Raw genomic sequence first — 14,081 nt, forward strand, 5'->3', positions numbered from 1 at the left:
GAAGATCTATGCCAAGAAAAATAATTAAAAAATTTCTCCCCAGACATGATGTAATTCGCAAGCAAAAAGCGCTGGCGGTCTTTGGCAACCTGCTCTATGACCCCAACCTTTGGTGCTTGAACCGTCGCTCTGCGTCTGGCGCATTCGCTGTTGGCCTGTTTATGGCATTCGTACCGCTTCCGAGCCAGATGATCATGGCAGCCGGTCTTGCCATTATGTTTGGCGTCAATCTGCCCCTTTCTGTTGCACTGGTTTGGATAACCAATCCTATTACCATGCCGTTGATTTTCTGGGGCGCATATAAAGTAGGAACTTGGTTGATGGGCTCTCCCGACTACCATTTCCATTTTGAACTGACCTGGGACTTCCTGTTCAATCAAATGAGCCAGATTGGACCTCCTTTCCTATTGGGCTGCTTGGTGTGTGGCGCGGTATTTGGACTCATTGGCTATTTTGGCGTGAGGGGCATTTGGCGTTATTCAGTGGTCAGAAGTTGGCAAAAACGCCGTTTACGTCTGCCAAAAATCAAAGCACTGAAAAAGAACAAACCCAAGACCGAATCGCTAAAAGACTGATGGATAAAAAATACCCCGCAAACGCGGGGTATTTTTTATTTCTGATTCAGGCTGCGAGCCGATATGCGTGCTTATTACCTGAAGATGTAATCGCGCACCTTATCACCGTTATCTCGCGCTCAATACCGCCGCTGGTTGCAACTTGCAGGCTCGCTGCGCGGGATACCATGTTGCCAACAGACTCAACACGATCGCTGTCACGGAAACTAACAACACATCCCCAAACTGGAGTTGGGTTGGCAGGAAGTCAACAAAGTAGATATCCCCAGAGAGGAAGTCCTGACCTGTCATTGTTTCAATCCAGCCAACAATCGTCGTCAGATTTAACGCAATCAAACAACCTGCCATTGAACCCATCAGGCTACCAAACAAACCGGAAAGAAAACCGTGCCAGATGAAAATAGAGCGTATCAAGCCATCTTTCGCACCCATAGTACGAAGTACGGCAACATCTGCCGCGCGGTCTTTCACTGCCATCATCAAGGTAGATACGATATTGAAGCATGCAACACCGATGACCAATACCATCACCAGATACATAATCGCACGCACCATCTGGATATCACGATAAAGAAATCCATATTCTTGCGTCCAGTTTTTGAGGTACACATATTCTTTAAGCGTGTACCCCACTTCACGAACTATCTTGCGTGCATCGAGTGGCTCTTTGACTCTCAGCGCAACGCCGGAAACTGCCTCCCCCATTTTAAGATATTGTTTCGCATCCTTAATGGGTACCAACGCCAAACCATGATCAACCTGCCCACCTAAGCTAAGCACTCCAGATACCTGCAAACGAATACGTTGTGGCGCACGCAACTTCAATTCTGGGTCGGGAGAAGGCACCAGCGCCGTTACCCAATCTCCGACTTTTACATTCAGCCCGTCTGCAATGCCTTTACCTAACACCACTGCATGATTCCCAGGAGAGAGCGTCGACCAGGCATTATCAAGCACGTAATCACCGATATTGCTGACTCGCACTTCCTGTTCAGGGTCGATACCTCGAATTTGTACGGGTTTTAGGTTGGCGCCTTTTTCAAGTAATGCAGTAAAGACAACATATGGTGCAGCGGCGGAAACCATAGCGTTGGCCTCTGCAGTTTCTTTCATCTCCTGCCATTCTTTCACGGGCGCTTCCACACCTTCGAGTTGCGCATGGGGGATCACCGCCAGCACGCGATTATTGAGTTCACGCTCAAACCCATTCATTGCCGAAAGACCGACAATGATGACCATCACACCAACGGAAATACCAATCATGGAAGAAACAGAAATAAACGACACCAGCTTGTTGCGTCGTTTGGCTTTACTGAATCTGCGCCCGATAAACAGCGCTAGAGAATCCATCATGACGCAACCGCCTCTGCGTTCGACTCTACAAACTGACCATCCAGCATAGAAAGCTGGCGATCCAGTTTCTGCGCCAGTTCGCGGTCATGGGTGACGACTAAAAACGCAGTGTTGAACTCCCTGTTCAGTTGACGCATGAGATCATAAATATCCAGCGCAGTTTTATGGTCGAGGTTGCCAGTTGGCTCGTCAGCCAATACCAGCGCAGGACGATTTACCACGGCACGGGCAATCGCGACACGCTGACGCTCACCGCCAGATAGCTCTGAAGGACGGTGTTCTCCACGATGTTCCATACCTACCGCTTTTAACATCTCCATCGCCCGGCGCTTGGCTTCAGCGGGTTTCTCACCACCTATCATCAGCGGCATGGCCACGTTTTCTACGGCAGTAAAATCAGCGAGAAGGTGGTGGAACTGATAAATAAAACCAATGCTTTGATTTCGCAGCGTCGCCTGTTCAGAGGCTCGCATTTTCATCAGGTCTTTGTCTTCAAAAAACACATCACCTTCGGTCAGCGTATCCAGCGCACCGAGAATATGAAGTAACGTACTTTTACCCGACCCCGACGCACCAACAATCGCTACCAGTTCACCTTCTTCAATTGAGAACGACACGCCTTTCAATACGTGTGTCGCCAACTCTCCTTCCTGATAGGTTTTGGTGACGTTGGAACAGGTTAATAATGCATTACTCATAACGAAGCGCCTCGGCTGGACGAACAGAAGCCGCCTTTAAAGACGGGAACAGGGTTGCAAGAAGACTCAATGCGATGGCACCAATCACAACAGAAAGCACTTGCTGAGGTTTCAGAACGACTGGTAGCGACAATCCCCCCCCCAGCAAGCTAACGTTGAGTATCGCCATCACCTCATTGATATTTAAAGCTAATATAGATCCTACAATACCCCCCAAGAGCGCACCAATCACACCGCTGCTAGCACCTTGGACAACGAACAACGCTACGATGCCGTTGTGGTTCATACCTTGAGTTTTGAGAATAGCGACTTCAGATTGCTTCTCCATCACCACCATGATGAGTGCGGAAATGATGTTAAACGCTGCGACAAGAATGATCAGACTTAGCATCAATCCCATCATGTTCTTTTCCATTTTCACCGCCTGAAAAAGCTCGCCACGCAGCGCGCGCCAATCTGACCATTCATAGCCCATACTCTCTGCGACTTTTTCCAGTGTAGGCACATTAAAAGGTTCTTTAACGAAAAGCCTAAGATCGGCTGGCTGAGATCGGGGGAGACGCATCAGACGGGCAACATCATTGAGGTTGCCGAACATCAGTTGGTTATCGACATCTGTCGCCGTGTCGTAGATACCTGTCACTGTAAAATTACGCTGGGAAGGAATACGCCCTACAGGGGTAAACTGGCTGGCGCTGGTGATCATCACTCGGACTTTATCACCCACAGAAACATCAAGGTCTCGGGCAGTTTTACGCCCTAATACCAAATTGTAACTACCTGGTGTCAGTGAATCGAAATCACCGCGTACCATGAATTCACGGATAGGCTCACGTGCGCCAACATCCGCACCCAGCAATTTACCGGCAGAAATAGACTTCGGACTCTGCACCACGGAATCTGTGCTTACGATAGGAGCGGTTCCTGTCACACCATCAAGCTTTGCCAGCGTATTCACATCCGGCGTATGTTGGGCATCGCCCGCCACAATGGCTTGTGGAATCACACCAAGAATGCGGTGCTTTAATTGGCCTTCAAAGCCGTTCATCACAGAAAGCACTGTTACCAGCGCCATCACACCAATGGTGATACCCGCAGTCGACATATAAGAGACGAAACGGCCGAATTTATCGCCGGATCGCCCTCTCAGATAACGTAGCCCTATAAACACCGGTAAAGGGTGAAACATAAAATGGGATCTCAAATCGTTGTTTAGTGGTATACCAAACACATAGCAATCTTTGGCAAGAAGAATACCTTTAAGGTCAGCGAATTGCCACGAAACCACGTGTAGAACACGGTAATCAGATGCTTTTTCAAGCTAAACGTTCCGTAATTTAAACGACCTAACGTTTCAGTCTTGTCTAAGTGCTGTGAAACCAAACATTTCTTGAACAAGCGCGGTTGGGTAAATCGTGCCACTGCGGGTATAATCAATAGCACTACAGGGTTTTAGGAATACAGATGAGCCAGGACGAATACTTTTCCGTACATGCACACCTCAAGATTAATGTAGATGTACTTGGAGACGACGAGCATGTACCTTCTGAAGCAGAGTTTGGCCGTGAAATTCCTGTCGCTTTCCGCATTGCCGGCGAATGTGGAGACCTCGACAACGGAGTTGAGAAAGATATTCAGGCTCTTCATCAGGACGACAGCCAAGCGCTGACTAAATTCCTACAGGCACAAAATCAAAAGATTAACTTGCTGCTGGGCTTCATGCTGTCGCAACAAGATGACCCTAAAATCCGCCATCAAACTGAAACCTTCGGTGCAAGCGGTCTTACCTTTATTGCACGAAAAGCTTTCGAGAAAGGTCAGCATGTGCGATTGAAGCTCTTTCTTGAGAACCCACCTTCTGCTATTTACTGCTATGGTAGCGTCTACGGCTGCAAAGAAAAGAACGGTAAGTTTGCTGTCGGCGTGAAATACATCCGCCTTCAGGAAGAAGACAGAGACGTGTTAATCCGTGCTGCACTTCATCAACAGCAAAAACTGCTCCGTCAACGCGCATTGGAAAGAAAAAGTTAAGCCCCAGAATTCATGACTAACAACGCATTATTTAACTTGCCTGCTCCTGAAAAAGCAGGAGACACACGCGTGATCGCTAATCTGATCGGCGCTTCCCTTCCCCTGACTGTTGCAACGCTTGCCGAACAGCAGAACCGGTTTATTTTAATGGTGGTGCCGAATAACCAAACCGCCCTCAAGCTTCAGCCAGAGATTAAGCAGTTTACCGGCCGAGAGTGTCATGTTTTCCCAGACTGGGAGACCCTGCCCTACGATAATTTCTCGCCGCACCAGGATATTATTTCTGACCGCATCGCGCGCTTGTATCAATTACCACAGCAAACCAATGGTATCTTGCTGATCCCTGTCAGCACCCTGATGCAGCGCGTTATGCCGCATTCGTTCTTGGTTCAGCACGCGCTGATGGTTAAAAAAGGCGATTTTCTGTCACTGGAAAAGCTGCGCTACCAGCTAGAGCTTTCTGGCTACCGGCATGTCGATCAAGTGATCGAACACGGTGAATATGCCAGCCGCGGTTCGATACTCGACCTTTTTCCAATGGGTTCAAACCAGCCTTACCGCATTGACTTCTTTGACGATGAAGTGGATACCATCCGCGAGTTTGACCCAGAAAATCAGCGCTCGACACAGGAACTGGATAGCATCAATCTGCTGCCTGCCCATGAATTTCCAACCGATGATGAAGCGGTTGAGCATTTCCGTGGGCGCTGGCGAGAGCGTTTTGAAGCGCGCCGTGAGCCTGAGTCTATCTACCAACAGGTCAGCAAGAAAATCTGGCCAGCAGGTATCGAATACTGGCAACCACTGTTTTTTGATGAAACAGAAACACTGTTCGACTACCTGCCAAAGAATACTTTGGTACTGACAAAAGGCGATGTGGAATCAGCCGCCAAGCAATTTTTGAGCGATGCTGACTACCGCTATGACCAGCGCCGCGTTGACCCGCTTCGCCCTTTATTGCCACCGAACGAAATCTGGCAAAATGTTGATGAGCTGTTTGGTGCCTTCAAACACTATCCTCGAATCAAGGTTCAAATCGACTCAACGGAAGACAAAGCCGGCAGAATCAATGCACCGATCACACCGCTGCCAGAGCTAACGGTTAATCAACAGCTTAAAGAGCCGCTGGGTGCACTACGACAGTTCACCGAAGAGTTTTCCGGCAAAGTTGTATTCTCGGTAGAGACAGAAGGCCGCCGGGAAGCCATGCTGGATCTGCTGGCACGCATCAAAATCCGCCCTATGGTTTGCGGGTCTCTCAACGAAGCATTCGATATACCCACCAATTTCGCCATGGTTGTCGGCCCAGCTGAAATCGGCTTCCAGTGCGAAAGCCCTTCATTTGCGCTGATTTGCGAAAGCAACCTGCTTGGCGAGCGTGTTGTTCAGCAGCGCCGACGTGATAACAAAAAAGCCACGACTAACTCTGATACCATCATTCGCAATCTGGCTGAACTCCAGATTGGGCAGCCTGTTGTTCATCTCGAGCATGGTGTTGGCCGCTATCTTGGCCTACAAACCCTGGAGGCAGGTGGCATCACCACCGAATATGTCACTCTGGAATACCAACAGGGTTCGAAACTTTATGTACCGGTTGCTTCTCTGCATTTGATTAGCCGCTACAGCGGTGGCGCAGAAGAGACAGCCCCACTGCATAAACTCGGCGGAGAAGCATGGGAGAAAGCCCGGAAACGTGCTGCAGAGAAAGTCCGTGACGTTGCTGCAGAGTTACTTGATGTTTATGCCAAGCGTGCCACAAAGCCGGGCTTTGCGTTCAAACATGATAGAGAAGCATATCTCGACTTCTGTGCTGGCTTCCCATTCGAGGAAACTGCTGACCAGAAACAAGCGATTAATGCTGTGTTGTCTGATATGTGTCAGCCAGTCGCAATGGATCGCTTGGTCTGCGGTGATGTCGGCTTTGGTAAAACAGAAGTGGCGATGCGTGCCACCTTCCTTGCCGTCAATAACAGTAAGCAAGTAGCGGTATTGGTACCCACCACCCTTCTCGCCCAACAGCATTTTGAAAACTTCCGCGACCGTTTTGCCAACCAGCCTGTGCGCGTTGAAGTGCTCTCACGCTTTAAATCTGCCAAAGAGCAAAAGCAAATACTGGCAGACTGTGCGGAAAGTAAAGTCGATATCCTTATCGGAACCCACAAGCTTCTGCAAAACGACGTCAAGTTCCAAGATCTGGGTTTATTGATTGTCGATGAAGAACACCGGTTTGGCGTGCGCCAGAAAGAGAAAGTGAAAGCAATGCGTGCGGATGTCGATATCCTGACATTGACCGCAACACCCATTCCGCGAACACTGAATATGGCGATGAGCGGCATGCGCGACCTCTCTATTATCGCTACTCCCCCATCTCGCCGACTGGCTATCAAAACCTTTGTCCGTGAACGAGATAAATCACTGATCCGCGAAGCACTGCTTCGTGAAATTATGCGTGGTGGTCAGGTTTACTTCTTACACAACGATATTGATTCGATAGAGAAGACCGCTGATGAACTGGCTGAACTTGTCCCAGAAGCGCGTATTACCGTGGCGCATGGTCAGATGCGGGAGCGCGAACTGGAACGCATCATGTCTGATTTCTATCACCAGCGTTTTAACGTGTTGGTATGTACCACCATCATCGAAACCGGTATCGACGTTCCGACAGCCAACACTATTATCATGGATCGCGCAGACCATCTTGGCCTTGCGCAGTTACATCAGTTGCGTGGTCGTGTCGGTCGCTCGCACCACCAGGCATACGCCTACTTACTAACCCCTCATCCAAAACGCATGACGAAAGATGCAGTCAAACGCCTTGAAGCCATTGCGTCGCTGGAAGATTTAGGGGCAGGATTTACGTTGGCTACCCATGATTTGGAAATTCGCGGTGCTGGCGAACTTTTAGGTGATGAGCAAAGTGGTCAGATTCAATCGATTGGTTTCACTTTGTATATGGAAATGCTAGAGCAAGCCGTTGAATCATTAAAAGAAGGCAAAGAGCCTTCACTTGATGATCTTCTTAATCAACAGACAGATGTTGAGCTTCGGCTTCCGGCATTATTACCCGACGGCTACATCCCGGATGTCAATACGCGCCTTTCTTTGTATAAGCGTATTGCGGGAACCAAATCTTCTGATGATATCGAAGAGCTACGCGTTGAGTTGATCGATCGATTCGGCTTACTGCCTGATGCAGCTAATAATTTGCTCAAAGTACAGCAGATCAAACTGGATGCAGCGAAACTGGGTGTACGTAAAATTGACGCTCACGACAAAGGAGGTGTGATCGAGTTTACCCAAAACGCCCAAATTGATCCCGGCTTCCTAGTGGGTCTGTTACAATCCCACCCAAACCGTTACCGTTTCGAAGGACCAACCAAGCTCAAAATCGTCGAATCGCTGACTGATCGCCGTGAACGAGTAGAGTTCATCGAAACACTATTAAATCAATTTGCCGAGAATTTAATGGTTGCCTAGAACAAGGCAACGGGCTTTAGAAACGGAGTAATGCCTTGAAAAAGCTGATTATCCTGCTGCTGTGTGTCGTTAGCTGGCCTTCCTTCGCTGAACGTTGGTTCGACGTTGAAGTCATCGTATTCAAGCGTAACCAGAACCCTGACAGTGTTCTGGAAAACTGGCCAGATACGCAGCCGGACATCAATCTGAACAATGCTGTTTCTGTGTTCGATAAAGCAACTCTAGCGGCACGTGGCCTGCAAGTACTTCCAAAGAGCCAATGGCAGCTCAACAACGAGTATAACCGACTGGCTAACCACGCTGGTTTCAAACCACTGGCTCATATTGCATGGCGCCAGAATGATGGTGGCCGCGGCGCTATACCAAAGCTACGCATTACCGCAGGTCGTAACTTTGGCGACAGCTTCTATACAGATGGCACATCGAAAGGCGCGCCGCTGATGACAAGCGATTTCTCACCAGACGGCTACCAGCCAACTGAGAAAACTAGTGGCCCGATGTATGAACTGGATGGCTTCATTCGCGTTTACGTTCAACACTACCTCTTTATTGAAACCGATTTAGCTCTGCGTGAGCCTGGCGAGCGCAGAGTTTTAAAAGAAGTTCAGGCCGTGCCGGTTCCCCCTGACAATCAAGCAGCAACAGAAGTTGAAGGCGTGATGGCTGATGGTACTGATGTAGCAGAAGAAACTGAAGGTAGCGCACTAACCGGCCTCCAGAAACTAGAACGCACCTACTCTGTTGAAAAGTTTTTGAAATCATACGGCTTTGAACAAAAACGACGCATGAGAAGTGGTGAAATCCACTATCTGGATCACCCACTGATGGGCCTGATTATTCAGGTTACGCGCGTCGAATAATCACGCAGGTGGAAACGAATATTCTCGACAACGCCCTCAATTGAGGGCGTTGTTTTTTCAGCACATTTAACTAAAACTATAACAATACCTCACCAACTGAGCAGAATATGCAAGAAAACCTTGAATTCCAGACTGACCGTCTAATCTTGCGCTCCCTCAAGCAACTCGATGTTGTGCCATTGAAGAGAGCCATTTCAGAATCAGCAGATACTATTAGCCCATGGCTGGATTGGTGCCATGAAGGATTTGATGACATGGAAGCGGAAGTCTGGGTGAATCGCAGCCGTCAGGGTTGGTTAACTGGTGTTAGCTTTGAACTGGCAGCATTTGAAATCGAATCAGGAGAACTTGTCGGCTGTGTCTATGTCTCCAGTATTGATAGCGTCGCCAATATGGCCAATCTTGGGTACTGGATTGCAACAAAATTTCAAGGAAGAGGCTATGCATTAGAAGCGGCAGAAGTAGCAAGCACCCTCGCCTTCAGCCATCTGCTATTAACCCGTTTAGAACTAGTGATGGATCCAGCTAATGAAGCCAGTATCCGCATTGCCGAGAAATTACGTGCCACCTTTGAATGCAGGGCACGTAATCGCTACATGTATGATGGTGAGGCGCGCGAAGGCCTTGTATACAGCCTGACTCCTGACGATATCCTCTGTTGAAACCCAGGGGTTGTTGACCTTTGGTGGTTAAATTTTGTTCTCGCTATAAGCGTTTTTAGGCGCGGCGAGGTGTGTGCCGCCTAGTCATTCTAAGCAAGTACACCTCAACAAAGCATAAAACGCTTAGAGCAGAACCCCTTGGGCAGCGTTTGTGGGGAATTTCTGCTGCATTATCAGCTTCTCATGTAGGCTAGCTACACATCGAAGCCTCTGCCTTGCATAAAAACCCCACATACTGCTGCAAAAATCACCACCAAAGGTCAACAGCCCCTAGTGTCTTCTCGTAGAAATATGTGAAATAAACCCATGAACATTCAGTATTTATTGAGCAGCCTCCAAGTAAAACCCCTGTCATCGAACTGTCATAAATTCTAAAAGTAACCGTAACAGCCGTCCTTATAATCAACTCTATTAACAATTAACTGACTAGAAGTAATGTTCTCCAGAAATCTTCACTGGATCGTGTTCGTTGTTGGTACAGTTGCAGCTTTGTGCAGCGGTTTCGCTGTTTATCAAATCGACGAAAAGCGTCAACAGAGTGCCTTCAACACACTGATTGAGCAACGTCTAAAGGGCTTAGAAAAAGCGCTTCACTCTTTCCACGAGTTGCAGCTTTCCGCGCAGCTTTACTTCCAGACCGACAAAACCCTGAGTAAGAGGAAATTTCAACAGTTTCTTGCCAGCCGCACCCGCGAAGAATCCGGCATTCATTCGGTATTTTGGCTTCCAAAAGTCTTTAAAGACTACATCAAGGACTTTGAAAACCGGGTTGTGAGAAATGAGGGTGGTACTTACAACGGCTATCAAACCTATCCTCAGCCCGATTATCAATGCTCTTGGGCATTAAGCGATTATACTTTTCCTGTGTTGTATGTTTCTCCTCAGAACCAAGTGGAGAACTATATTGGCTGGCGAGCAGAGTCACAATGTCAGTTTGCTCATGCTATGGAGCGTGCATTTTTCCAGCGAAAACCTGAAGCCAGCTTTTTTGATGAAGAAGGCACCCACGGTATTCGCTTGTTTTCAGCTGTGATCCTCAATGATGAATTGAGGGGCTATCTGGTCACCTCCATCTACTTCGACAGTTTTTTTTCTGCGATCTGGCCTAACTACAGCACTCTGAATGATCTCCAGATTTCACTCAGACCCGAATTCAGCAGCAATGAAGACAAAGACGCTTTACTGTTTCAATCACTGCCTAACAAAGAAATAGACAGCGAGAATACATTTACTGCGGAACACCTAATCAGGATTCCCGGCAGTGAAGAAGGTGTATGGTTAACGTTTACTTCGGGGGAAAATCACTTTTTCAGTTACCGCTACAGTTTGGTGATGACGGTATTGGGCTTCTTGCTCACTATCGCCACCAGTTTCTGCATATGGTCATACTCCAGCCGACTTACGCTGGCTAACCAATTGGTCAAAGAACAGACCAAGAAGCTGCGCTTTCAGGCTTATCATGACAACCTCACCTCACTAAGCAACCGCCTTGCTCTTGAAAAACGCTTAGAGACAGAGCAGTCGAGGCTAAGGAATGTAGAGAGTTTGGGATTCTCGATTCTCTTTATTGATTTAGACAGGTTTAAAAATGTTAATGATTCTCTGGGGCATCTTGTCGGAGACAAACTCTTACAATCTGTCGCCGATCGACTGTTCTTGGCTACTCAAACTCCAAACAGAGTGTTCCGTTTTGGAGGTGATGAGTTTGTCGTTTGTCTTGCAGATGTGATCACACAGGAAGGTGCGTACAGAAGTGCCAATGTTTACCTTGATGCGATTAACCAACCTTATCTTATTGATGGTCATGACATTCAAATTGGCGCAAGCGTAGGTATTTCAACCATCAGAGATCATGGCTTTACCCTTTTGGACATTATCCAACAAGCAGATATCGCCATGTACCATGCAAAAGAAAGTAGTGCTTCGGTTACCTTTTTCCACAGTGATATGCTGGAAAAAGCCCAACAGCGTTTCAACATAGAGCAAGATTTGGGTTATGCGCTTGAGCTCAACCAACTGTCGTTAGTATACCAACCTATTTGCAAAGGCGAAAATGTACTCCATTTCGAAGCTCTGCTTCGCTGGCAGCACCCAGAAATTGGTGCCATATCTCCTATGACATTCATCCCTATCGCAGAAGACACGAATCAAATTCACATCATTGGGCGCTGGGTACTAGCCCAAGTTTGCCAGCTACTTGGATACTGGCAAGCGCAGTCCAACGACTTCAATTACCCAGGGATTACGGTCAATGTCTCTGCGAAACAATTAGTTTCTCCTGCTTTCATCAGTTTCGTTGAAACACTTATCAAGCAGAACAACATTACGCCTTACAAGCTAGGGTTAGAAATCACCGAATCAACATTAATGGAAGATGAACAAGCCAGTGCACAGGCTTTGCAGTCATTAAGAAAAGCAGGAGTCAGGCTCTATCTGGATGACTTTGGGACTGGCTACTCTTCACTGTCACTTTTAGGCGAGTATGTCTTTGATGTGATTAAAATTGATCGTCACTTTATCACCAATGTGACCGATTCAGACAAAAGCTCAACCAAGCTTTGTGCTGCAATGATTCAATTGGCAAGAACGCTCGAAATGGATGTTGTTGCAGAAGGTGTAGAAACCGAAGAGCAGTTGGAATGGTTAACCCAACAAGGTGACGTTTCAATTCAGGGTTACCTGAAATCGCGCCCGTTGCCGGTTGAAGACCTGATCCACTGGCACCCCGCATGTAAGATGCCTAAACGCCTTGAAGGACGGCATGAGACACCGAAGGTCACTGCGCCATTCTTGTTAAAACCGAATTTGGCTCAGGCATAATAAAAGCTGCCATTCGGCAGCTTATTACTCTCTGGGTTCTGAAATTAATGCAGTTTCAGGGAAGGGCGAAGCACGCGGTTAATGCGGCTCACCACTATCATCAGACCCGTTTTAATTACGCCGTGCAAAGCGATCTGGTGCATGCGATAAAGTGAGATGTAAACCACTCGCGCCAGACGACCTTCCACCATCATCGAACCGCGGGTAAGGTTACCCATTAAGCTACCAACTGTAGAGAAACGACTCAGTGAAACCAATGAGCCGTGGTCCTTGTAGATGTAAGGCTTCAGTTCACGGTCAGTGACTTTCGCTACGATGTTTGAGAAACAACGACTAGCCATCTGGTGAGCAGACTGCGCACGAGGCGGAACCATAGTACCGTCTGGTTGCTCACAAGCTGCACAGTCACCAATAACGAAGATGTCTTCGTCGCGGGTAGTTTGCAGTGTTGATTTCACCACTAACTGGTTAATGCGGTTAGTTTCAAGACCGGCAATATCTTTTAGGAAATCAGGCGCCTTGATACCCGCCGCCCACACCATGATTTGCGCAGGGATCTTGTCACCATCTTTGGTTACCAAACCATCTTTGTCCGCTTTGACAACCATAGTTGCAGTACGAACATTTACACCCAGCTTAATCAGTTCCTGCTGTGCCGCGCCAGAAATACGTGGAGGCAAAGCTGGAAGAATACGCTCGCCTGCTTCAACCAAAGTCACGTTAAGCTTGGAGCTATCCAGATCCTGGAAGCCGTAGTTGTGAAGCTCTTTAATAGCATTGTGCAGTTCTGCAGAAAGCTCGACGCCCGTCGCACCGCCACCCACTATCGCTATATCAACCTTACCATTTCCGGATTTCGCATGCAGTTTCAGGAACTCGTTATTCATTTCGTTGCGGAAACGGCGGGCCTGTTCTGGGCTGTCCAGGAAGATACAGTTATCGCGAACACCTTCAGTGTTAAAGTCATTGGAGGTTGAACCGATTGCCATAACCAGAATGTCATAACTCAACTCACGCTCAGGCATCAGTAATTCGCCGTCTTCGTCGTCGTGCAACGCCGCCAGTTTGATGGTTTTGTTGTCACGGTCGATACCAGACAAGCTGCCGAGTTGGAAATCGAAGTAGTGATTTTTTGCGTGTGCGCGATAGCTGATTGCATCTACGCCTTCGTCAAGAGAACCGGTAGCAACTTCATGTAGAAGAGGCTTCCAGAGATGACTTGCTTTACGATCGACAAGAGTGACCTTGGCGCGTCCTTTACGTCCAAGAGTGCGTCCTAGTTTGGTTGCCAATTCAAGGCCGCCGGCACCGCCACCGATGACAATAATTTTGGTCATGATTAATTCCTCACCATGATTTAAATACGAAAAAATTGGGCTACACCCCACGATGACGAGATCGCGTGATGGAAGAAAATGTGTTTAAACAACCTTCGTATTCTGTCGGTTATAAATATCGTTTGGAGAGGTAAAGATCTTTTGTTTTCAACGTTATAAACGTGCATTTTTTATTTGGGTATTTGTTGCACGCTGACACCTGCATTTTTATGACATGATGCTCATTTTTTTTGAAACCATTATACAGGTCACTTGATCTCAATCAATT

Annotated in this window: 10 protein-coding genes; 6 read left to right on the forward strand and 4 right to left on the reverse strand. The window is 47.7% G+C overall.

Annotated elements, in window-relative coordinates:
* The first annotated feature begins 8 nt into the window (after nt 1-8).
* Entirely contained in the window at nt 9-575 is a 567-nt protein-coding gene (locus VP504_RS03390) for a DUF2062 domain-containing protein (RefSeq protein WP_325892948.1), read from the forward strand.
* A 108-nt stretch (nt 576-683) separates the two neighbouring features.
* Here the strand turns inward: VP504_RS03390 and lolE are convergent, their stop codons facing one another.
* From lolE to lolC, 3 genes are read right to left on the reverse strand one after another with little or no spacing between them, the layout of a single operon-like run.
* The gene (gene lolE, locus VP504_RS03395) at nt 684-1,928 is read right to left on the reverse strand and encodes a lipoprotein-releasing ABC transporter permease subunit LolE (protein ID WP_325892950.1); all 1,245 of its coding nucleotides are present in this window, start codon (nt 1,926-1,928) and stop codon (nt 684-686) included.
* Nucleotides 1,925-2,626, reverse strand: coding sequence for a lipoprotein-releasing ABC transporter ATP-binding protein LolD (gene lolD / locus VP504_RS03400; RefSeq protein ID WP_325892951.1), 702 nt, complete (start codon nt 2,624-2,626; stop codon nt 1,925-1,927). Before lolD ends, lolE begins: the two co-directional genes overlap by 4 nt.
* Nucleotides 2,619-3,815: a lipoprotein-releasing ABC transporter permease subunit LolC gene (gene lolC / locus VP504_RS03405; RefSeq protein ID WP_325892952.1), complete on the reverse strand. Its 1,197-nt coding sequence runs from the start codon at nt 3,813-3,815 to the stop codon at nt 2,619-2,621. Before lolC ends, lolD begins: the two co-directional genes overlap by 8 nt.
* A gap of 275 nt (nt 3,816-4,090) precedes the next feature.
* On the opposite strand from lolC, the gene VP504_RS03410 reads away from it, so the two are divergent.
* The 5 genes from VP504_RS03410 (at nt 4,091) to VP504_RS03430 (ending at nt 12,476) form a co-directional block, all read left to right on the forward strand.
* Complete coding sequence (locus tag VP504_RS03410; protein ID WP_325892953.1) at nt 4,091-4,657, forward strand: PilZ domain-containing protein; 567 nt, start codon at nt 4,091-4,093, stop codon at nt 4,655-4,657.
* Nucleotides 4,658-4,669: 12 nt separating this feature from the next.
* Nucleotides 4,670-8,134 (forward strand): transcription-repair coupling factor, encoded by a 3,465-nt coding sequence (gene mfd / locus VP504_RS03415; RefSeq protein ID WP_325892954.1) that lies wholly within the window; start codon nt 4,670-4,672, stop codon nt 8,132-8,134.
* 35 nt (nt 8,135-8,169) lie between these two features.
* Nucleotides 8,170-8,994, forward strand: coding sequence for a peptidoglycan binding protein CsiV (locus VP504_RS03420; protein ID WP_325892955.1), 825 nt, complete (start codon nt 8,170-8,172; stop codon nt 8,992-8,994).
* A 107-nt stretch (nt 8,995-9,101) separates the two neighbouring features.
* Entirely contained in the window at nt 9,102-9,656 is a 555-nt protein-coding gene (locus tag VP504_RS03425; RefSeq protein ID WP_325892956.1) for a GNAT family N-acetyltransferase, read from the forward strand.
* Between the two features lie 435 nt (nt 9,657-10,091).
* Nucleotides 10,092-12,476 (forward strand): bifunctional diguanylate cyclase/phosphodiesterase, encoded by a 2,385-nt coding sequence (locus VP504_RS03430; protein WP_325892957.1) that lies wholly within the window; start codon nt 10,092-10,094, stop codon nt 12,474-12,476.
* Nucleotides 12,477-12,520: 44 nt separating this feature from the next.
* On the opposite strand, the gene VP504_RS03435 is transcribed toward VP504_RS03430, so the two are convergent.
* The gene (locus VP504_RS03435) at nt 12,521-13,813 is read right to left on the reverse strand and encodes an NAD(P)/FAD-dependent oxidoreductase (protein WP_325892958.1); all 1,293 of its coding nucleotides are present in this window, start codon (nt 13,811-13,813) and stop codon (nt 12,521-12,523) included.
* Between the last annotated feature and the right edge of the window lie 268 nt (nt 13,814-14,081).

It is taken from the genome of Grimontia sp. NTOU-MAR1, from assembly GCF_035758505.1.
GTDB lineage: Bacteria > Pseudomonadota > Gammaproteobacteria > Enterobacterales > Vibrionaceae > Enterovibrio > Enterovibrio marinus.

Bases quoted from the DNA above. Each gene is read 5' to 3' on its own strand.
- lolC (WP_325892952.1), bottom strand. From the start codon at position 3,815: ATGTTTCACCCTTTACCGGTGTTTATAGGGCTACGTTATCTGAGAGGG.
- lolD (WP_325892951.1), bottom strand. From the start codon at position 2,626: ATGAGTAATGCATTATTAACCTGTTCCAACGTCACCAAAACCTATCAG.
- lolE (WP_325892950.1), bottom strand. From the start codon at position 1,928: ATGATGGATTCTCTAGCGCTGTTTATCGGGCGCAGATTCAGTAAAGCC.
- mfd (WP_325892954.1), top strand. From the start codon at position 4,670: ATGACTAACAACGCATTATTTAACTTGCCTGCTCCTGAAAAAGCAGGA.
- VP504_RS03390 (WP_325892948.1), top strand. From the start codon at position 9: ATGCCAAGAAAAATAATTAAAAAATTTCTCCCCAGACATGATGTAATT.
- VP504_RS03425 (WP_325892956.1), top strand. From the start codon at position 9,102: ATGCAAGAAAACCTTGAATTCCAGACTGACCGTCTAATCTTGCGCTCC.
- VP504_RS03410 (WP_325892953.1), top strand. From the start codon at position 4,091: ATGAGCCAGGACGAATACTTTTCCGTACATGCACACCTCAAGATTAAT.
- VP504_RS03430 (WP_325892957.1), top strand. From the start codon at position 10,092: ATGTTCTCCAGAAATCTTCACTGGATCGTGTTCGTTGTTGGTACAGTT.
- VP504_RS03435 (WP_325892958.1), bottom strand. From the start codon at position 13,813: ATGACCAAAATTATTGTCATCGGTGGCGGTGCCGGCGGCCTTGAATTG.